Origin of the sequence: Vibrio sp. CyArs1 (assembly GCF_022432925.1) — a bacterium.
Taxonomy (GTDB): Bacteria; Pseudomonadota; Gammaproteobacteria; order Enterobacterales; family Vibrionaceae; genus Vibrio; species Vibrio mediterranei.
In genome coordinates, this window is sequence record NZ_JAKRBO010000001.1 from 627816 (window position 1) to 649577 (window position 21762).

Here is a 21762-nt window from a genome sequence, read left to right on the forward strand (position 1 = left end):
GCGTAAAACAGCTACTTGGAGCCTCACTCACTCTTCGTTACTTCATGCACAAGTTTGGGAGCCTTACGCCATGCTCAAAGTACTCACAAGTTAACTGGGATAGGTATATCCAAAACTCAGCATATAGCTAAAAAAGTAAACGGTTTAACTCGCATTTGCTCTTTAAGTGAATTCAACACCAAACAAAGCCCAGCCTAAGTGTAGTTATGTACCCACAACAGACCTGTGGTAACTAAAATGACGTCTACTTACGTATATAGTACTTTGCCAGTATGCCATTTCTTAGGATTCATTAATCCATGATTTTGATACATATTGGTACACTAGACAGCCCCCTTACTCCATATATAACACAGAGAAAATCAATGCTGAGAAATATTGAAATGGGTTATGAGCGTTCGAAAAGAGAGTGTGATTACTAGCAGTTACTCATAATTGCTCTGAATTGCTCTGAATTCTAGGCCTGCGATTTCAAGACCTAGAACACTCCATAAAAACTCTTTTATATAGTAAACTCTTAAACTTGCACCTTGCACCTTGCACCTTGCACCTTGCACCTTGCACCTTGCACCTTGCACAAGATATTTTAACAGCGAATAAAACACTAAATCAACTCGATAATAAGACAGTACCACGATTTCTACGTTTTTCATTAGTATTATATACGAATTCCAAATATAAATTGAGTAAATTTATCGACTCCCGAAGAGAACGATTGATTTATACCAATACTAAAGTGATCGTTTACGTCATATCCAAGCCCAAGCATAGGTGTAACAGTGTTTTCTTCCATGACTCCACTATCATTAATCTCAATCTCTGAATCCTTATTATCTGTAATTTCACTGGTCAACCCTTCACCATAGTTTAATCTATTGACATAGACTCCCCCTTTTATACTAAACCCACTGTCAAATAGATAGCCGGCATGAAGGCTAAAGCTAATACGAGATTCTACATCATATAATTTAAACGTTTTCGTATCATTTTTCCAAGTACTTTTTTCTCTGTAATCAGTCTTACCAAAATCAGCGCTTGTACCAAAAAGCCAACTATTATCCGAGACGTATTCTATACCTAACACAGGAGACCTCTCTGTCGAAGCTCCTATATTAGTTTGTAATTGCCCAGCAATTAACGGGAAAGGCATCAATAACATTATTAAGACGTTTTTTTTCATTTAAATTACCATTAAACTAGATGATTTAAACACTTATATACTTTAGCAAATACTTTATCTATCAAGTGATTACACTCTTATGTAGCGCACTTGCTTAAAAAGAACTAACAAAGGCTATAAATTATCGAACTAGCTTCTCTTTACCTAAATAGACCTACTTGACTTATAATATAGTTACTCCCTATCAGGGAATCTTACTGACAAAGAACCGAATTAAACACTGTCAGTCTTCGATTATATGTTTACATTAGCGCGTAGGAAAACCTTATCATCGTCTTCAGATGTAAATTTGTAATCAGTCACTAACTCAAGGTGTTCGTTAAGACGGTATGAAGCACCGATAGTGAACCAGTCATCTTTATCAAATGTACCTCCTTTGTTGCTCTCTTTATCGAAATTGTAGTTTTCCGAGTTATATGTCGATGAGATAGAGAGGTTCATTGTCGCTTGGTGAGCGATACCTAGTGCATAACCCTCTGTTTCCTTATTATTTACTGCATTTGTACCATCTGACTCAACGTCAGTAAAATCGTATTTTGCAGCAAAGTTAAACTTGTCAAATACTGCTACCGCACCAATCGTGTAGACTTTTTCGCTGCGGTCGATTGCGTCTGTTGAATATTCACCTTTTGCGATATCCACATAAGTACCACCGATAACAACTGGACCTACTGTTGCAGAACCACCAACAGCCCATGCATCATTAGTATGTTCCCATGCCGCACCGATATCTAAGTTTTCACCAAAATAGTGGTGATTAAGTTGCTCGTCAGTACACGCCGCTTCATCAGCTTCTGCACCTAAACCGTACTCTTTAGAAATATCACCAAAGCCAAGGTATACATCCGCAATACCACATTGTTTACCAAATGTCGTAATACCTGCTACCGTCTTAGTACCAAATACAAAGCGGTCGACATAGTTTGTCGCTTCTACTTTTGTATCTAATCCACTCCAAGCATAGCGAGCTTCACCACCCATTAGAATCGAAAAGCTATCTGTCACCGAATAACTTAAGTCCGCACCTACTTTAAACATATAAGTTTGGTCAAAGTTTCCATCTTCTTGGTCATCAAATAATACGTTACCGCCTAACTCTGCCCCTGCGTAAGCAACGCCAGACAATTTATCGTTCTCAATAAAATCGTACAGGTTATTTGGTTTATCAGCAGTAGAAGACAGCTCTGAAATATTTGCTGCAGATGATTGCTCAGCTGAGATAGTTGCTGCGTTTGATTCTGCTAAAGCAGGTGCCGACAAAATCATAGCGATTGCAATGGCCAGTTTTTTCATTTTTTGTATCCCGATAGTAATGTTGGTTTGCTTTTATTTTTGAACGTAAGCGTCCTTTCGATGGGGGTAATATTGAATCAACCAACATGGTATAAATACGGTAATATTACTGAAACTTCAATTCTCCACGTGCGGCACTTCACATTAATTAATTAATTAATTTATCAAAAACGAACATTACGACTGGGTAAGATTGTCCAGTTTAAAAAACCAGTTCACTAAGTTTTAATACGGTAAATTTACTGATTTTAACCTTTGACTCATATTAAAAAACCAGCTCATTACAAGCTGGTTTTTTATTATTTAGATGGATAATAACGTCGATATCATCTGCTTGGTAGTGACTCCAATCTGTTGATTAATGGTAATACTCTTGTTCAATAAAGGTGCCGATAACCTTATCGTGCATCTCTTCCGACTTCGAAAAACCAATAGTTTTTCGAACGAAACGTTTGATGCGAGATCTTAGTGTGAGGTTGGTTCTTTCTACCCGTTGTGTATATCGTTTACCAATGGTGTGCTTCTCTATCGGTAGGTTAGCACTGTACACAGCATAATCGCCGGTGCAGCAAAATGGAATTATGAACTTTGACAGCAGACGTTGTAGTTCATTGAATGCTTCGAAGCATGAGCAATGACTCGCTTATATCGAGGCTCCCATGCGTACCGAAGCCAACGTTGATTTTTTTGTTAGCAACAAAGGACCATTGCTCGTCCACTTCGCAAATCAGTTCAATATTGGCGAGGTCAAAAGGTATCGTTGTGGCTTGTTTTGGTGTGAGCTTTTTTTAAAGTGGCCAGTACAGTGTTGTACCCCACCTTTAAAACACGTGCTGTCTCTCTAACTCCGGAGCTATTCATAGCCATATCAACGATTTGTTCTTTAACACTTGGCTTGTAGGCTTCGTAAGCATAGTCGAGTTGAAATGAATGCTTGCAATCAAGGCAACGAAATCGCTGAAAGCCGGAGGCTCCTATACCATGTTTCCGTACAGACTCAGATTGATTACAAAATCGGCAGTTTACTTGAATCGAAGCCATAGAAATACCTCAAAAAATGAGAGCAGATTCTATCATACAATCAACGGGTTGGAGTCATGACCTAAAAAATCGCCAACCGCAAAAAAAGTAAGAATCAGTATTATTACGCTATACAATACCGCTGTTCAAACAGATGCTAAAGGATATGGCTGATAAACAAGTCAATTACGGAGGGCGCTATTAAACTCTAGAATTAAAGTTACGCGTAGATTGTGCTTAATTTGTGCAACATTTTAACGATGTAAAAAGTAAGTGGATACACCTAAAGCTTGTGTAAACACTGTAGTACATCCCTACTAAACAAGATATGATAAAAATGAAACTAATATTACTTAAAACTATGGCACTACTACCCATGGTAGCGGCCTTGCAAACCAATGCTTCAGTCGTAATAGAAAACTTCAGTAGCCTCAATGGCAACAACGACTCTGAATATCTCGACAACGTCAACCATCTACTCTTGCCAAAAACACATGATTCATTGTCACTTGCCTATGCAATGCATTCTAATGGTACAAACTCTCGTTATCTCAGAGTGGATCAGGATGATGGTTTGGGTTTATTTGGCGATGGTACGATTGACTTCGAGGTAGTAGGAGGAACCTGCCCAAATTATCAAATAAAGTTTCAATATAAACGTTCATCAAGTAGCGGGGTTCGGGAACTCAGAGTTGAAGACCTAAGCACAGGAGCTGTACTCTTTAGTGAAGATGTTTCAAGTATGACTGGCTTAAGTCAAGGTGTCGTACAACTTGAAAGTCAAGGACACGGTGCTTTTAGATTCCATATGAATCGAGCTTGGGTTGATAATATTGAAGTTCATTGTGAAGACCTTGGAAATGGTTGGCTTAGTGAGCTCCCTGAAAAAAATATTAAAGAGCTACTCATTCCAGGTACATATCGTTCATTAGCCAATGGCTCACTCTCAAACAATATAGTTTCAATGAGAAGTATTTGGGGAGACGAAACGGCAGAAAGCGTAGCAAAAAATATGTCTAAATACCATAATTCGGGGGTGCGTACACAACTCGATAATGGGTATCGATACTTGGATTTTTGTAGTGTTGACATCGCAGAGTCTATTGATTCACATACCTTTAGAGGATGCGGCGAAGTGGCAACAAAGAGTCTTATCTCAGATGGAATAGATAGGGTTGTGTCTTGGGCTGTCGACAACCCTCAAGAGCTGGTTATAGTTGATATCAAAGAAGCGTACGTGCCGGGTGAAGTGGCTGAAACAGAAGAGGAATTCGAAGAAGCTGATGGTGACTCACCTTTTTATTTAATGGGTGGAAAAACCTACTTTGAACTAGTCCAAGCTGTATACAATAGAGCGCAATACCATATTCTTACCAGTGACGATATTGACTTTGATTTAATAACAAATAAAACACCATACTACCTTGGTAAGAGCCTTGTTCTAATTATTAATGATGACCTATTAAATGAAGGCTACCAAGAAAAATCTGCACTTTGTGAAGAGGATTCCGATTGTCTTTCCGTGCTAACAGAAGAATACGAAACACTGAATACACTCACAAGTCATAGCCACTTTTTTGATTACACCACGACTTATGGGATAGAAAATTCAAACCCAGAAGAAGTCTTTATCGAAAATGAAGAGCTATTACGATTGAAAAATATCGTCAGTCATTATGAGGAGTTAACGGACGTGGAAGATGATTACTTTTCTGCGAACATTAGAGACAAATACGACGAGCTATTTAACTCATACTCAAATCCGATTTATGTACACAATTTTGCGCTTACTCCTTCAGAAGTGACATTTTCAGCAATACAAAAAGCCGCTGATGATGGAAATGGGCGTTTGAGAACATCTTTAGCATGCGCGGCGGCGGCTTTTGCTCCTGGCATTACGCGACGTGAAAACAGAGCATCAGAAAAAGCAGCGCTAGTCAAAACTAGTTGGCTGACCCCTTATATTAGATTAGATAATGACGACAAAAACAAAAACAAAAACAAAAACAATTACGATGACCCAAACACACGAGATGACGCAGATAACCGTGATACTAGCTCGGGTAACGTTAAAGCTAAAAAAACGAAGAAAAGTAAGAAAAAAAGGTTATATAAAGCAAGCAAGCCTAAGACCTTCACGGGGTATGTTGTCAGAAGTTTAATCTTTTATAGAGTATGTAAAGGAGTTGCTGAAAGACTAGAAAATAAAGGTCAGTTCCAAGGGTTTGAAGGGTTGTATCTTGATGATATTTATCAAGCCTCTAAAAAAGCTAACACACAAGGTTTAGCGGAGCGCCCGCAATCAGACTATACGAATCTAAATATTGCCGCCCATAAAGGAATTAACTCGCAGTTACAAGAATTTATTCAGCGATTTGATGTAGCTAAGTCCGGCATTTATAAAGTAGGCGCATCAAATTACTCTGACATAGTAGCTTTGGCTCAATCTATTAACTTGGGAGATTCGGAGCTGCCTACTATCAAAATACATAACTTAGGCTATACGGCATCGGGCTTGTATGCATATGATGTAGACAAAGGCTACTACGTCGGAGGTAGGGAAGGAAGACGTTATATTGGACCTAAGGTTTATATAAAAACAAACTTGAACAGCACTTATCAGGAGATTATTGCTGACAGCATTTATGATCTCGAGATTAATTCGCAATTAGATTGGATAGAAATTTCCATAGGAAGGGCTGATGGCAAAGGAAATAAAATGCTGCTGCAACGAATGAACTCTCAGGACCTAGAAGAAATCGGACATAACCTTTATGTTAGGGGGAGCTCAACAAGAAATAAAGGGTATGCTTATTTATCAGCAAGCTACGATTCAAGTTGCTATGTAGAAATTAAACCAAGAACGGTATGCAAGCCTGAAGAATACCTTACGCACTTGACATTTAATGGTTCAAATTTGGATTATGATTACTCCAGCTCTGAGTTAGGGTTATTGGATGAAGATGAAGCTCTATCGAAATTACAAGCGGTGTACTCAGGTTATACGCCAGAGAAAGGGATTGACAGTATCTACGAGGACGGAAAACATCTTACCCAGTTTGATTTAATTGCCGCGGGGCTCGAAAACATATCGAGCTCTCCCAATGCATTACTATCGTACAATATGATGTTTATTTTAGAGGGTTATGAAGGTATTGAATTCAATAATTCTGATGACATGCTCAGTCATTCACAGAGGCTAATTAATCGCTATAATAATGGACCGAATGGTCATGTTATTCTGGGCAAAGAAGGGGGATACTTTTATTCTTCACCATCTTCTGGCACTCAAAAGCAAAAAAAAGCATGGGATATTTGTGACAAAGGTGCTTGGCGATTACCAAATGTGTCTATGTATGAACGCTTTTTTGAGAATGCGGATGAGTCCTTGTTTGGTTTAACTAATTTAGATAGATATAACCTGGCTTTTGAAGACGTTAACCCTAATAAGGTTGTAAAACAAAGCTATCATTCAAACCTTTGGGCTTCAGATAAACCGAACAGCAGCACTAGGAAATATTACAATATTGAAACATTGACGTCAGACTCTCGTAGCAAAAATGACCAATTACCTTATATTTGTGCATTGGAAGATTAATAATGAAAATAATTTATCATTTTATATCAACTATACTCTGTAGTGTTTTTCGGATACTACGCCTTCATAAACTCGCTTTACTTTCTATATTTCCCAACGAATATCGCACTTGTTATCTTAAATTGAAACGCAGGTCGACATAACATTTAGGAACGAAATAATATTTTCAATTTTTCAAGGTAAATAATGGTAATAATAATGCTGGGTAACTTTAAAAAAATAATAGTTTTTTGTTTGATATTTTGCAGCTCTTATGCAATGTCAGAGAGCGCTTATGAGACTGTAAGGTTTTCAGGTGGCGGGTACGTTGAGATTAAAAACAATCGAAGCTTACCAATTATAAATAAAGGGTGTTATGTCGAATCTGGAATAGTAAAAGTAAAAGATCGAAATACTAGTCAAGAATATGGCTATTATTCTTATGATAATTTAACATCAAGTAGTGAAATAAAAAGACTAAAGAAAACCCTGAAAAAATCCATTAGATATTTCTCAAGTCATAGTAAAGTTGAATACAATTCAAGCTTGACTATCAGTGAATCTAAAAAAGGGTTTCTTAAAGATTATAGAGAAGCCTCAGAAAATTCCCTCTATCATTTAAAGGGAATTGAACGCATGGTAAATGATGGTTCTATTTCAAGCACCTTTGATAAAATAATATTTGTAACATCAAGAAAAAAAAATGCCTCCAGTGATCAACCATTCTCGATGTTCGTTTTTGCCTACTTTAAGCCACAACATATAAATATAGGGCTAGAACTTAGCGATGTTCTTAGGGAGCCTTATACTTTAACGATGATAGCTTCTTTGTATCATAAAGACGCTATCAAATGGTACTTAAATGGTAAAAATAAGATTGAGGACAATTTATGCTCGGAAGTTGGTGCAATTGAGAGAGTATTTACATCAAATCCAACATATAACATATTAATAAAATACTCAGGGCGTGAGGCACATAGTATATTAAAAGAGCTTTCCCCTTTAGACTCTGTACCATTAGATTATCAACTTGGAAATGATTCTGAATTTATTAATAATCACCAAACTGGCACGTTAGTCTCATTAGGCTACCTTAGAGAAGCTAAACTGTTGGATGATACTTATGGTGTTTTTCGAGACGACTGGTATCAGAGAGGTATGGGAAAAAATATTGTAGAATACTATCCAACAATATTTGACGACATTTTAAAGAGAGAACAAAGATTCTCACAAGAAGTTATCAATGTTAGCGAAAACTTTAGCCTAGAAGATCAAGACATAGTCGAGGACTATACGGTTGATGCGATTGACTACAATACACCTCTTCCCGGTGGAGGCTACAGTAAAGATGTAGAGTCACTAGATCAGGCTCTTAGTAAAATAGCTTCAGGACTAACAGTCACATATAGCGGTACTAGAGAAAAAAACTCCTCCTATACAAATGGTATTATAAGGGAAGGCTCGTATATAACCAACGAGGCATTTATGTCAACATCCAAAAGTATTAAGACCGCTAAAGAATTCGCAAAACCTAAACCTAACGATTCAAGAAAGCCTATAATTTTTGTAATAAAAGGACAAAGTGGTAAGCAGATAGCTTCTTTATCATATGAACTAGAGGCGGAAGTTTTATACCCTCGCCGAACAACTTTCTATGTACATGGAATTGAAGATGTTGACAGTGTTTACTTTAGGGGTTTTGTTGTATTTATCGAGGAAATTGATGAACTTCCGCATGATTCCGTTGTAAGAGAGTTCCGAAGCGGGAATATTATGACTAGATAGACTTTGTTTTTGACTTTGAAAGCCTATCGTACTGCGAATAACCCGCTTTAATCGTGAACATAACGTCAAATTGGTTGGCTCAATTCGTTGAGCCAACCTTTTACCTAAAAATGACCACTACTCTTCGACTTCAAAAATCAGAGTTATTTTAATTCTATAGAAAAATTGGGGGCTCGTGCCTTGATAGAAAGTCACTAACTGTTGAAAGGTAAATATTCACCCGCGAGCTATTGACGACGGTAGTGACTCCAATCTGTTGATTAATGGTAATACTCTCGTTCAATAAAGGTGCCGATAACCTTATAGTGCATCTCTTCCGACTTCGAAAAACCAATAGTTTTTCGAACGAAACGTTTGATGCGAGATCTTAGTGTGAGGTTGGTTCTTTCTACCCGTTGTGTGTATCGTTTACCAATGGTGTGCTTCTCTATCGGTAGGTTAGCACTGTACACAGCATAATCGTCGGTGCAGTAAAATGGAATTATGAACTTTGACAGCAGACGTTGTAGTTCATTGAATGCTTCGGTGTCTCTTTTACCAAAAGCATGAGCAATGACTCGCTTATATCGAGGCTCCCATGCGTACCAAAGCCAACGTTGATTTTTTTGTTAGCAACAAAGGACCATTGCTCGTCCACTTCGCAAATCAGTTCAATATTGGCGAGGTCAAAAAGTATCGTTGTGGCTTGTTTTGGTGTGAGCTTTTTTTAAAGTGGGCAGTACAGTGTTGTACCCCACCTTTAAAACACGTGCTGTCTCTCTAACTCCGGAGCTATTCATAGCCATATCAACGACTTGTTCTTTAACCCTTGGCTTGTAGGCTTCGTAAGCATAGTCGAGTTGAAATGAACGCTTGCAATCAAGGTAACGAAATCGCTGAAAGCCGGAGGCTCCTAGACCATGTTTCCGTACAGACTCAGATTGATTACAAAAGCGGCAGTTTACTTGAACCGAAGCCATAGAAATACCTCAAAAAATGAGAGCAGATTCTATCATACAATCAACGGGTTGGAGTCATGAGCCAATAAATAACTGACTTACGCATCGGTAAAATATACCGCAAATTACTGCATAAAAATCAGCTATTCTGTAAGCGCCAATAACTCCGCATTCTTTCCGCTCTGAATATAAACCTTGATAATGACCACTGTCATTACTCATACAAGGTTCGTTCATGTCTACAAACAACATTGGCAGCATCATATCGATGCGTGGCAACAAACCCAGATCTCTCAAGCGCAATACTGCCGCTCTCACCAACTCGACCAAAGTCAGTTTAGCTACTGGAAACGTAAAGTATTGGGCGCGTCCAACACAAGCACTGTCTCATCTCAGTTCACCATCGCTCAGGTGGAAACTTCAACCCTTTCTGTGACCCTGCCAAATGGCGTGTTGATTGATGGGGTCGACGAGATGAATACCCACGTCGCACTCAAGCTGCTGGAGAGATTGAACTGATGCAACCAACGTTAAGGCCTGCTCAGCACCTTCCCACCGTTTACCTCTACCGTGACCCTATCGATTTTCGAAAGTCACATAATGGGCTTAGCGCACTCATCGAAATGGAGTTGGGTCACAGTCCATTCAGTGGTCACCTGTATGCGTTTATCAATAAACAGCGCAACAAAATTAAATGCTTGTTCTGGGAAGACAATGGCTTTGTGCTGTACTACAAATCCTTAGCGGAAGAAAAGTTTAAATGGCCAAAGCGCTCCGACGAGGTCGTTACCCTCACTGGTCAGTAATTTAATTGGCGTCTAGATTGGTACGATATTACTCTTATGAACGGCCATAAAAAACTCGAATACGAGTCTTTGTTTTAAGGATGTTAATGCCTTGTTTTGGTACAATAAAGCCCATTGAAATAAGGCATTGACACCATGAGTTCCACTTCTAAAAACTTAACTGAAATCGAGCAGCTTCGTGCTCAGTTAGCAGCAAAAGAAGCGGAGCTTCAATCTCAATCAGCCCGTATAGCAATCTTAGAAGAAGTCGTTCGCCACCTAAAGCTTAAACGCTTTGCACCAAGCAGTGAGAAAACTTCGGCAGACCAGTTTTTACTGTTCGACGAATCAGAGCTATGTACTGACCCTGACCTGACTGCTTTTGAAAATGAACAAGCGAACAAGAGTGCTCAAGGTGACCATGACACCAAGCCTCGCGGCCGAAAACCGCTATCAAAAGACCTACCGCGTGAGCAAATCTTCTTATACCTAACTGATGAAGAAAAAACAGGTGCCAAGAGCACTTTCTTTGCCAAGGTAAAAGAAGAGTTAGACATCATACCTGCTAAAATCCGCGTGTTGGAATACATGCAAGAGAAAGCGGTCTTTGATGGTAAAGGTGAGGCTCAATATATCATCACGGCGCCAATGCCCAAGCACCCGCTTCCAGGCTCTATCGGTAACGTTAGCCTCCTCGCTCACGTCATTGCCTCAAAATACGCTGATGGCTTGCCTTTGTATCTTATTGAAAAGATGCTGAAACGATACGGCGGTGGCCTCTCTCGAACGACATTAGCTAATTACGTCATTAAGACATCAGAGGTGCTTCAGCCACTTATCAACCTGTTACGTGAGCAGCAAAATGCAGGTCGATACATCATGATGGATGAGTCGCCACTTCAGGTACTTAAAGAGCCTGGCCGTGCTGTGACATCCGATAAATACATGTGGGTCTCATTAGGCGGACCGCCAGATAAGCAAAGCGTTCTGTTCCACTACGACCCGTCTCGAAAAAAAGAAGTGCCGCTCGAGCTTCTCGATGGCTTCAAAGGCTACCTGCAAACCGATGGTTATGCGGGCTACAATGCTGTCTGTGAAAAGTACAGCCTTACTCACCACGCACGTCGTAAGTTCATTGAAGCTCAGGATGCACAGCCGAAAGGTAAAAAAGTAAAAGTAAGTAAAGCCGATACCGCGCTCGGTTATATCAATACGCTTTACCACATTGAGCGCAAGTTGACTGAATTAAAAGAGACTCAAGAGTATACGCCAGAACAGGTCGTAAAATACCGCCGCTAGCACAGCATTCCAGTGCTAGATAAACTGAAGGCGTTCTTAGACAAGACCATTAATCGAATACCATCAGAGGGGTTAACAGGTAAAGCGGTCAGTTATATGCTCAATCAGTGGTCAAAACTGGTGGCTTACTGCGATAACGGTGAGTTACGCATCAGCAACATTATGGCAGAAAATGCAATCCGCCCATTCGCTGTAGGTCGAAGGGCTTGGCTCTTTGCTGACACACCATCTGGTGCTCAAGCGAGTGCGACATGCTATAGCTTGATTGAAACGGCGAAATTAAACGGTCTTGAACCTTACTCTTACCTTCACACCCTTCTCAGTCAGTTACCGTACGCCGAGACGGTCGAAGATATAGAAGCGCTTCTACCATGGAATCTAACCAAAGCCTAACGGCTTTGGTTTACCCCTTCAATACGCTGAGTAACTGGCGCTTACGCTATTCTTGCCTAAAAAAAACGCTAAATCATTCATAACCTAGCGTCTTTGAAATAAGCTTTAGATAAGCATCCTATTTAGTTAAGTGCTTCATATTTTCTCTCTATCATGCAATTGCGAAGCACGGTCTTATAATTTTCTAAATTCTTTTGCTGTTGCGCACTTTCATTTCCTTTGCCCGCTACACGACCGACCAAGAGTCCACCCGCCGCACCGATTTTTGCAGCGTCAGAACCACTACCACCTGCAATTGCCCCTGTTGCAGCCCCAGCGGCAGCCCCTTTAAGCAACCCTCTAGCTCCGCTGCCTCGCGAAGAGGTCACTTCTTCTTGAGTTTGATTTGCTAGGTTTTGACAGTGTGCCAATTCCTGCTCCGCAACATCCTTTGTGACATTATCATAGTTGAAAATAAGCTTGGATTTTTGGTCAATAATGTCTCCACCTTTCACTGGTTCTTGGGCCATTGATACAAAAGACGCACTCATTATCATTCCTGCTGCTATTAGCTTCTTCATACTTTAACTACTCTATTTGTCAAACATTGAATTAGCATGCACATTAAAAGTTACGAGTCGTAGCGTAAATTTACTGAATCAGAATTAGCCTTAATTAATCATTCCGTAAAATTACCCTATTTACTTCGAGGTTAGTTAAACATATAAAGAAATTCTTTTATAAATTAACAATCATGAGCAACATAAAAGTAAAAGCACGACAATACCTCGAAAAAGGCATCATAGAGCAACTTCTTAGACCATCAGAAAGATTAGTAATTAAAGACCTCGCTAGACGCTACTCACTGGGCTTATCGCCTCTAAGAGAGGCTGTTCAAGCATTATCACATACTGGTTTTATTCACTATCGTCCTAATCATGGAGCTTGTGTTGCTCCTCTATCAATGGACGAACTAAACAGCATTGTTGACTTCCTGTGTCACCAACTATTACCTAAAAAAGGAGTAGCACCCGAGAAAGAAAACGATGGCGTAGTTCAGGAGTACCAGTTGCTTTATCACTTTCGCATATTTGGCGAGAGCACTAAACTGAATGAACCTGACCTACCCAATTTTTACCATATCGATGAACATTTAGTGGGAATGTTTGAATTGCTTATCCCAACAAACAAAGCTGTGGTGGTGCAGCGCGCTATCCATCAGTCGCTGCAAAACCTGAGGCGTTACTTACGACTCTATACTATTCATCACTGTAAACAGTGGCGACGTTTGTATGCCCCAAGTGAGCTCGACATGGTAGTGCACAAAGCGATCTATTCAGCACGTTCCGATTATCGTGAGTTATTTACCAACTACCTCATCAATATTCATTCGGTACTCGAGGAGTCCATGGTGCTTGGTTCTAATCCACTTTTCACCTATGAATCGGTCGCGGTTTCGCTCAAACGTTAACACCTTGCTTATCCTTACAGTTAATAAGGTGAGAAATTCTGCTTCAGTTCCCGTAGAATACGCCCTCGTTTTTATTGGTAGGGTATAAGTTGTGACACGAGATCAGTTTGAGCTTTTAGCACCTGGTGGTGATGTTGAGTCTATTAAAGCAGCAATTGCGGCAGGCGCTGATGCCGTCTATTGCGGGCTAGACCGCTTTAACGCTCGAAACCGCGCAGCGAACCTAACATTAGAGAACTTAACAGGTGTTTTAGCACTCGCACACGCTAACAACTGCCAGATTTTCCTGACGCTTAATGTGTTGATCCTGGAGAGTGAGATTCCAGCAGTTATGCGACTGCTTGCCCAGCTAGCACAAACTGATATTGACGGCGTAATCGTTCAAGACCTAGGACTCGCTTACCTACTCAAGCACCATTTCCCTGAATTAGATGTGCACGCGTCTACTCAGCTCAATACCCACAATACAGGGCAAATTGAGTTCTTAAAGCAGATGACGGTAAGTCGAGTTAATCTTTCGCGCGAGTTGAATATCAAAGAGATTGGTCATTTAGCCAAATTCGGCCACCAGCACAACGTGTTAATGGAAGTCTTTGTCCATGGTTCATATTGCATTGGATTCTCTGGCCTTTGCTATATTAGCTCTGCTCGCAATGGTGCGTCAGGCAATCGCGGACGTTGCAGCCAGCCATGTCGTGAGCAGTATAAGACGACAAAAGTAGGTTCCGATTACCCATTAAACTTAAAAGACAATTCCGCTTTTAATGACCTGCAAGCATTAGCCGATGCTGGAGTTTATTCTCTCAAAGTAGAAGGCCGTATTAAGAAGCCTCATTACGTCTATACTGTCGTTGATAACTGGAGAAAACACATTGACCGTCTGTGCGACGGCAAAGCACTCTCCAATGATACAACCGATCTTTACACCGTATTTAATCGTGATTTTTCCAATGGCTTCCTGCAAGGTGAGTTTGGAAAAAACATGTATATCGACAACCCGCGTGATCACGCAGTAAAGCACTTCTCAACGGTCTATCAATGCACTACCAGTGATGAAATTCAGTCCGTAAAACGTCGTCTTTACGATAAGAAAACCAAAATTATTCAACATGTTGAGTCTGAAGTTTCGGCGATGGACCTCGGTGCAACGAATACCGTAACCAGCTTAAAAGGCTCCATTGAAGCTCCTAAACTAGCGCCTCTACTTGAAAACCCGACAATTGGTAGTAAAAAGCGCCTTTCCATACTTGTTTCATCGGAACACGACGTCAGTCTAACGCTTAACGATAATGTCGATGTCTACTATCAATTGCCGATGGGTTTAAAAGCCGAGTTAGCATCACTCATTGCGCTCTTTGAAGCTAATCCTAGACTCAAACCATGGTTCCCTGCCATTTTAATTGGTGATGATTTTGAGGCAGCGAAACAGCTGTTAGATGCCATTAATCCATCGATACTGGTAACTAATAATTCAGGTGTCGGCTTTTACGCACAAAGTACTGGGTTGAATTGGATTGCCGGCCCTCAGATGAACACTGCGAACTCTTATTCGCTCAAATGTTTAAACGAAGAATACCAAGCCAGTGGCGCGTTCTTATCGAATGAACTGAGCAAAAAACAGCTCAAGTACATCCGTCGTCCAACTACAATGCGAACGTTCTACAGTGTTTATCATCCAAATACGTTACTTACCAGTCGACAGTGCTTATTCCAACAAACTGAAGGATGTAAAAAGATTAAGGTAAATAATGGCTGTTTGAAGCGCTGCAGTAAACGAACGTCCATCATTAACTTAAAAGACAACCCATATGTGGTCGATAAACAAAAAGGTTCGTTTAACAGCCTTTATAGTGAGCTGAATGTTCTAAACCTAGAAGTACTCAATGACCACAACGATCTAATTACGGATGTATTCATTGATATGCGCAACATTCAAACTGAAACTAAGGTCAACGACGATAAGCAGCTAATTATCAACAGTTTTTTGCAGTGGCTGGCTGAGCCAGAGCATACATCAGGTGCTGTTATAGCAACTCTCATCTCGCCAACAACAAACCACCAATATTCGAAGGGTATTTAGGCCCTAGCTAACCAACGGTAGCCCATTGTTACCGTTGGTTTTTTACCAAGATTTACATTCAAACCTAGCGCATAATCGAAATAAACAGAGTATTATGTAATACAAATTCAACTCCCAACTCCTCTATCTAGTCTTAGAGTCTCTTGATGGAACACCAATGACAAATGGAATTCGCTACAAAGTAATACTACTCGCCTGCCTAATTATTAGCGTTGGTCAGTTGAGTATGGGCTTAGTATTCCCATCACTGCCTTGGATTGCTGCGGATTTTGATATTTCTTTGGACCAAGCACAGCTTCTGGTCGGTATCTATTTATTGGGTTTCGGACCATCTCAATTCTTGTATGGTCCCATTTCAGATGCTGTGGGACGAAAAAAAGTCCTGTTATCGGGACTCATCATCGCCTTAATGGGGCTAATAACAATAATTGTCTTTCAGAGTACGTTTGAAGGGATGGTATTAGGCCGATTTTTACAAGGCTTAGGGACGGGATGCTGTGCCGTACTCGCTAGAGCATCAACCAGAGACCAGTTTAACGGTGCTGATCTTCCAATTGCTATGTCCTACATCGCAATGGCCGCTTCCATAACCCCTGTCATTGCGCCAGTCCTCGGTGGTTTCATCAACTTCCATTTCGGTTGGAGCATGGTTTTCGTTTCCTTGTTTAGTTATGTTGCATTGGCATGGATAGTCATTGCTTTCCAATTCAAAGAAACAGTAGCTCAAAAATCTTCAATACCTTCTCCACGAAAAATGCTGTCCCAATACTGGGAACTGATGCGTTCGACCTACTTTATGAGCTTCGCCAGTATCGGATGGCTGAACTTCAGTTTAATGATCACTACCGTATCCGTTATGCCTTTTATCATGCAGAATCAAATTGGTATGAATTCTGATGAGTACGCATTATGGGCGCTTATCCCGGCTTTCGGTATGATTTTAGGTACGACACTATGTAATCGAATACGTCCTATCATCGGTACAAGAAACATGCTCTTTTGTACGCCTCTCATACACTTAATTGCAGCACTTTGGTTATTTCTATCTCCCCTCGAACCTATCCATTTAATGTTAGGTCAGTTTTTGATGATTTTAGGAAACGGCATCGCACTCCCTTGCTCTCAAGCAATGGTCCTTCTTCCATACAAAAAACAAGCAGGTGTCGCCGCCGCTTTATCTGGAGGTGGGCAGATGATTGTATCATCCCTGGTTAGTATGGGATTGGTTCGGATAGGTTTGAGTGAACCTTGGCATTTATCAATGGTGATAACGCTCTTCGCAGCAATTACATTCACAAATATCCGCAACGGATTTAATGCAGAGCAATCATCTCCCTAAATCCAAGGAATCACTAAAGACATAACATCAGCAAGTATTATGATTAATAGTCCGGTTGATGATCTTGAAAATAAACCGTCGCATCCATAATATTGCCATCTTCGAGTTTGCACTCATTAGAAGCGGATATAAAGCTACCGCCATTCGCCTCACAATAATGCTGAACCTCCGTTTTCACCGGTTTAGGGGCTTGGTGTATGTTGTTTGCACAACCAAATAGAGTTAGTGGTGCAACTAATATCATTAGTACTAATTTTCTTTTCATTTCTCATTCTCACGTGGTTATTAATTCGTATTCAACTGGTTAGCAGTTACCTTTCCACTGGATTACTCCGCATATTAGTTATGTTGGACATGTTGCTAATGAACTTATATACGACAACCAGATACCAATCTTTTCGGATTCAAAAGTAAATCGATGGCTTCGTGAATGCTGTTAGAGATTAGATCTGCTCGCATAAGTGCTTTTGGGTGAACGCCTTCCGCTGTCTGAACGACAATGCCTAACGCCACTTTTTCAAGCATAAGCACATCGTTTAGACCTCTACCAATAGCAACAGAGCTTGAGGATGGTGTAGACATAGACTCGCTTTTCTGTCTTTGAGTATTACAGTGGCCTAAAGTGACTACATTAACGGGTAGAGATGACAAAACGTCTTTGGCGGTGCCAAATGTATCCGCAGTTAACACGTAAATATCTACTAATGAAGCAAGCTCTCTTAGCTTATTTTCGACGCCCCCAATGAGCTTTCCATCCTCAGCTAACGTACCATCAAATCCAAAATATACCGTTTTAATCGTTTTAGTCCAATTTGGTATAGGTATTTCAATACTCATATCTATTCCTCGAAGAAGTTTCTTTCATTTAAACAATTATCGAAAAGAAACCCTCAATAAAATACAGGTTAATTATAAATCTCAACAAACAAACCAAATTAATCACAATACGATTAACTCGTGCTAATTGTAAATCCAAGTAATCTCATGCTTAGCTGAAATATCGTGATTTAATCTTAATGCGAAGATATCACAACGACTACTGAATTATACTTCAAAGAGATTTTAGCATTACTAAATCAATAAAAACCTTGATTATCAATACGATAGTAATTTTACACGTATAAAGGACACCTAATTAACGTTTGAATAGATTACTATTCTGATGAGTAGATTTAGAGTTAGCCAATTATTTAGCCACTTGAGTATTTATTAGAGTACGGATTCTAGAGATAAAAAACACGATAGCATTTTGATTTAATGCATTTTTAACTTAGCACTGCCACATATCATTTTATAAAAAACGCCTTATCACCCTTCAACTCGTAAAATAACTGCCATAGATAAAATCAACCAATGGAACTACTCATAATCTTACCTATAATATAGCTGTCAGTAACATTCTGGCTAATGACTAAATTAACACTAAAAGGAAGTATGAGGTTAAATATGTATAAATCTATTTTCAGACTCATGATGCTCGTATCTTTTTCTATACTAACCATCGCTTGTACTGCAACACAAAGCTCGGATAAAGAGAACATGGATGCGTCCATGGAATCATTACAAAGTGGCACGTTGGTTGTTAATGATTTTGGATATGAAGTATCGGATGGCGATGAGGTTAGACAGCAGTTTGATTCTTACTTATCTCCCATCTATCGAGAAACTTACATTACGAGCAAACAAGCTAAAGAGATGAACCTAAAACCTGGCTACACTTTCCATGTATATGACTTCCAGTCTGTTGAGAATTTAGACAAGAAGATTGCGGAAAAAGTCAAAAAGGACAAACCTATTTACTTTACTGTTGACTACTACAAGAATGTTGTGGGCGATGATGATCAAGTAGAATACAATGCAAAGGTAACGTTCTACTAGTATTCTTATGTACCGCCTCTTTGCACAATGGGCGGTACTATCAACACTCGCAGCCTTGAGCTCTTATGTTTTTGTAAGCCTTAGGCTCTGAGCAGATAGAACTACAGATAAAGTCAATGCAAATCGCTTACAACTAACTGAAGGTTGATATTCGTAGTTCTAGAAAGCTTAGCTTTTCGAACTATGTATCGGTATGAGAAAGATGATGTTGCTGGAATTGGAGCGTGCAGCGGGAATCGAACCCGCATCATCAGCTTGGAAGGCTGAGGTAATAGCCATTATACGATGCACGCATCATCGTGGGACGAGAGTTAATATGCCATATTTGAGACAAAAGAAAAGCACTAATTGGAACTTAAGTGTTTGTTTGCACATTTTTTATTCTTAACGAACAATTCTTACCCGCTTCAAATCACCTACCTTCAAAAATCCGTGACATGGTGCACAAATGTGATAAAGGGCGACACCAAGTAGCCCTTTATCGACTATGACGGACTATACCATTGTTGGATCTGGTTCTAACCCCATTAATGCTCGTCCTAGGATCTGAGCACAAACATCGTAATCGGTATAGGCATGTGCACCTGTCATATGAGAGTCGCGGAATAAACGCTGGGCTTCGTTGTCGCTAAACCATGCCATACCGCCAGAGGCTTCGAAAAGACGGTCAACACTTTCAATGCAAATCTTAACGGCATACGCTTGATTTGTGCGCCAGTAGCTTAGGGTCTCTGCTGAAGGGTATTCCTTACGCTCACCATGTTCCTTGTGGTCCTGCCAAGTTTTCTCTAATAGGGCTCTAGCAGCGGCAACCTGATGTGTTGATTCCGCAAGACGCATCAACGCAGGAGTTGCTACGCCAACATTAGCGCCGGTGTAAGCTCGTACACGGTTCTTCTGCTTCTCTTTGTAAACATCCAACATACGTTCAGCAATACCCAAGCCAATAGCTGCAAAGCCACATGCAAAGTAAGGGCGATAAGGTGTGTAGAAAATGTCGCTCTCTGGGTATAAGTCAAAGCCAGCGGACTCCCCTTCCATCATACCTTTTGCGGTTTCAATTCTGTGTTCCGGAATGAAAACATCTCTAAGCTCTAGGGTTTTCGTACCACTTGATTTCATACCAGCAGCATACCAGTCATCGACAATCTTGTACTGATGGCGAGGAACGATACCAAAACAATAAGATTTATTGCCATCTTCATCGAAACGATTGAATCCTAAAATTGCCCAATCTGCATGATCACATCCACTACTCCAACGCATATCACCGTTGAAGATGACGCCGCCTTCTGTTTCATCAATCTTACCAAACGGAGCGATGCTGCTGCTCGCTGTGGCTTCAGGGTCACTTCCCCAGAACTCTTCCTGCGCTTCTTTGGAAAACATAGCCATTTGATGACTGTGAGTCGCCAACAAGCTTGCGCCCCAAGCTGTACCTCCACATGCACCAGCAAGTGCAGCGACACAATCAGTAAATTCTGGCAAAGAGATTTCAAGGCCACCGTAAGCCTTAGGTTGAAACGCCCTAAAGAACCCAATCTCTCTTAGCAATCGGATGTTTTCTTCGGGTGGCGTTCGGTCTTGTTCTGCTTGCATCGCGTTATTAGCGATAGTTGGCAAAATAACGTGTAATTTTTCGAGTAACGGATTAGGTGTTTTCATCATCGATTCCTTTTGAAGGTTAGCCCTATAATCGTTATCAGGTGGGCAATTACTGACTAGTATGTTCACAAAATCGAAGTTGTTAAATGGATGTTACCTTTGTTTGCTTGTACTTTTCGCAGAGTTACCTAATATATTAACTATTAACTCAAATTGAGAAGATAAAGCATATGGAATCTCTCACTATCCCTAACCTGAATATTGGTAAAGTGTACGACTCTCGTTATCAGGATAATGACTTTCACGTTGAAAAATTGGATAGTCTAGCCTTGTTCTTTGGTCGTAACATGCCAACTCATTATCACGATCGTTACTATCAAATTCACTGTATTTTGGAAGGGAACACGCACGTTTTACTCGATGAATCTCACTACTCGCGGAACGGTGTCACACTGTTCTTTACTCCCCCGACCGTTCCTCACTCTTTTGTCACAGAAGATCACGCTAGTGGCTTTGTTATTACAGCCAGTCAAACCCTTGTTTGGAGGTTATTAGACATTGAAATTGGAAGAAATGATGTTGCTTCTACCGCCATGCAACCTTTTTGCACAGAGCTCGAAAGTGGGCATCGTTTAGTGACACTTTTTGAGCATTTGATAGCGGAACAAAGCGGATCAGATTTTATGAATGACATCGCCTGCCAGTCGATCTTACAACTTATACTGATCGATGTTATTCGCTTAGCAAATGCTCAACCAACCAATACTACTTATCGTAGTAGCGATGTTCATATTTTTAATCAATTTAGCCAACTTATTGAACAACACTACAAGTCTCATTGGACGCTTCCTCAGTATGCAGAAAAACTCGGATTAACAACAGCACGGTTAAACGATATCTGTAAACGTATTAGTGGCTTAGCGTCAAAACGTTTAGCCTCTGATAGAGTAATGCAAGAGGCTAGAAGACTATTACTATTGACGGCCATGTCAGTACAAGAAGTCGCATATGAATTGGGATACCAAGACCCCGCTTACTTTGCTCGTTTTTTTAAGAAAAACGCTGGTGAGACGGCAACAGAGTTCAGAGAAAGAGAGCAGCAATAGCTGCCTCTTCCTCTATGAGGATGTATTGAATATT

Annotated in this window: 16 protein-coding genes, 1 tRNA gene and 4 pseudogenes; 11 read left to right on the forward strand and 10 right to left on the reverse strand. The window is 40.3% G+C overall.

Features of this window, described 5'->3' with window-relative positions:
- Positions 1-658 precede the first annotated feature (658 nt).
- From MMA19_RS02905 to MMA19_RS02915, 3 genes and pseudogenes are all read right to left on the reverse strand, one after another.
- Positions 659-1180 carry a hypothetical protein gene (locus MMA19_RS02905; protein WP_240205466.1) on the reverse strand — a complete coding sequence of 174 codons (522 nt, stop codon included), beginning with the start codon at positions 1178-1180 and terminating at the stop codon, positions 659-661.
- A gap of 234 nt (positions 1181-1414) precedes the next feature.
- Positions 1415-2473: a hypothetical protein gene (locus MMA19_RS02910; protein ID WP_240205467.1), complete on the reverse strand. Its 1059-nt coding sequence runs from the start codon at positions 2471-2473 to the stop codon at positions 1415-1417.
- A gap of 358 nt (positions 2474-2831) precedes the next feature.
- Positions 2832-3514: pseudogene (locus MMA19_RS02915) on the reverse strand (IS1 family transposase).
- Between the two features lie 316 nt (positions 3515-3830).
- On the opposite strand from MMA19_RS02915, the gene MMA19_RS02920 reads away from it, so the two are divergent.
- A complete protein-coding gene (locus MMA19_RS02920; RefSeq protein WP_240205468.1) occupies positions 3831-7091 on the forward strand; it encodes a hypothetical protein in 3261 nt (1086 codons plus the stop codon).
- Between the two features lie 198 nt (positions 7092-7289).
- Positions 7290-8855, forward strand: coding sequence for an ADP-ribosyltransferase (locus MMA19_RS02925; protein ID WP_240205469.1), 1566 nt, complete (start codon positions 7290-7292; stop codon positions 8853-8855).
- Between the two features lie 18 nt (positions 8856-8873).
- On the opposite strand, the pseudogene MMA19_RS02930 reads toward MMA19_RS02925, so the two are convergent.
- Both MMA19_RS02930 and MMA19_RS02935 read right to left on the reverse strand, forming a co-directional pair.
- Positions 8874-8963 (reverse strand): annotated as a pseudogene (locus MMA19_RS02930) (IS1 family transposase); the annotation flags it as partial.
- Positions 8964-9115: 152 nt separating this feature from the next.
- Positions 9116-9814: pseudogene (locus MMA19_RS02935) on the reverse strand (IS1 family transposase).
- A 180-nt stretch (positions 9815-9994) separates the two neighbouring features.
- Here MMA19_RS02935 and MMA19_RS02940 point away from each other — a divergent pair.
- The 4 genes and pseudogenes from MMA19_RS02940 (at position 9995) to MMA19_RS26525 (ending at position 12270) form a co-directional block, all read left to right on the forward strand.
- Positions 9995-10312 carry an IS66 family insertion sequence element accessory protein TnpB gene (locus MMA19_RS02940; RefSeq protein ID WP_240205470.1) on the forward strand — a complete coding sequence of 106 codons (318 nt, stop codon included), beginning with the start codon at positions 9995-9997 and terminating at the stop codon, positions 10310-10312.
- Positions 10312-10599, forward strand: a complete 288-nt coding sequence (gene tnpB, locus MMA19_RS02945) for an IS66 family insertion sequence element accessory protein TnpB (protein ID WP_240205471.1) — start codon at positions 10312-10314, stop codon at positions 10597-10599. The genes MMA19_RS02940 and tnpB overlap by 1 nt, the downstream gene beginning before the upstream one ends.
- A 135-nt stretch (positions 10600-10734) precedes the next feature.
- A pseudogene (locus MMA19_RS02950) lies at positions 10735-12108 on the forward strand (IS66 family transposase); the annotation flags it as partial.
- A gap of 30 nt (positions 12109-12138) precedes the next feature.
- Entirely contained in the window at positions 12139-12270 is a 132-nt protein-coding gene (locus tag MMA19_RS26525; RefSeq protein WP_261359879.1) for a transposase domain-containing protein, read from the forward strand.
- 122 nt (positions 12271-12392) lie between these two features.
- Here MMA19_RS26525 and MMA19_RS02960 read toward each other — a convergent pair whose 3' ends face one another.
- Positions 12393-12800 carry a glycine zipper family protein gene (locus MMA19_RS02960; protein WP_240205472.1) on the reverse strand — a complete coding sequence of 136 codons (408 nt, stop codon included), beginning with the start codon at positions 12798-12800 and terminating at the stop codon, positions 12393-12395.
- A gap of 203 nt (positions 12801-13003) precedes the next feature.
- On the opposite strand from MMA19_RS02960, the gene MMA19_RS02965 reads away from it, so the two are divergent.
- From MMA19_RS02965 to MMA19_RS02975, 3 genes are all read left to right on the forward strand, one after another.
- Positions 13004-13720, forward strand: coding sequence for a GntR family transcriptional regulator (locus MMA19_RS02965; protein ID WP_240205473.1), 717 nt, complete (start codon positions 13004-13006; stop codon positions 13718-13720).
- Positions 13721-13811: 91 nt separating this feature from the next.
- Positions 13812-15800, forward strand: coding sequence for a peptidase U32 family protein (locus tag MMA19_RS02970; RefSeq protein ID WP_240205474.1), 1989 nt, complete (start codon positions 13812-13814; stop codon positions 15798-15800).
- Between the two features lie 157 nt (positions 15801-15957).
- The gene (locus MMA19_RS02975) at positions 15958-17139 is read left to right on the forward strand and encodes a multidrug effflux MFS transporter (RefSeq protein ID WP_240205475.1); all 1182 of its coding nucleotides are present in this window, start codon (positions 15958-15960) and stop codon (positions 17137-17139) included.
- A gap of 43 nt (positions 17140-17182) precedes the next feature.
- Here MMA19_RS02975 and MMA19_RS02980 read toward each other — a convergent pair whose 3' ends face one another.
- Entirely contained in the window at positions 17183-17404 is a 222-nt protein-coding gene (locus MMA19_RS02980; protein WP_124942187.1) for a hypothetical protein, read from the reverse strand.
- A gap of 104 nt (positions 17405-17508) precedes the next feature.
- Entirely contained in the window at positions 17509-17976 is a 468-nt protein-coding gene (locus MMA19_RS02985) for an ATPase P (protein ID WP_239921534.1), read from the reverse strand.
- A 609-nt stretch (positions 17977-18585) separates the two neighbouring features.
- Here MMA19_RS02985 and MMA19_RS02990 point away from each other — a divergent pair.
- Complete coding sequence (locus MMA19_RS02990) at positions 18586-19017, forward strand: hypothetical protein (RefSeq protein ID WP_062461199.1); 432 nt, start codon at positions 18586-18588, stop codon at positions 19015-19017.
- Between the two features lie 218 nt (positions 19018-19235).
- Here MMA19_RS02990 and MMA19_RS02995 read toward each other — a convergent pair.
- Together MMA19_RS02995 and MMA19_RS03000 are read right to left on the reverse strand one after the other, a co-directional pair.
- Positions 19236-19310: transfer RNA gene (locus MMA19_RS02995), tRNA-Gly, on the reverse strand.
- 202 nt (positions 19311-19512) lie between these two features.
- The gene (locus tag MMA19_RS03000) at positions 19513-20682 is read right to left on the reverse strand and encodes a p-hydroxyphenylacetate 3-hydroxylase oxygenase component (protein ID WP_006069577.1); all 1170 of its coding nucleotides are present in this window, start codon (positions 20680-20682) and stop codon (positions 19513-19515) included.
- 170 nt (positions 20683-20852) lie between these two features.
- Here MMA19_RS03000 and hpaA point away from each other — a divergent pair, with 170 nt between their 5' ends.
- Positions 20853-21728, forward strand: a complete 876-nt coding sequence (gene hpaA, locus MMA19_RS03005) for a 4-hydroxyphenylacetate catabolism regulatory protein HpaA (protein WP_006069576.1) — start codon at positions 20853-20855, stop codon at positions 21726-21728.
- The last annotated feature ends 34 nt before the right edge of the window (positions 21729-21762 follow it).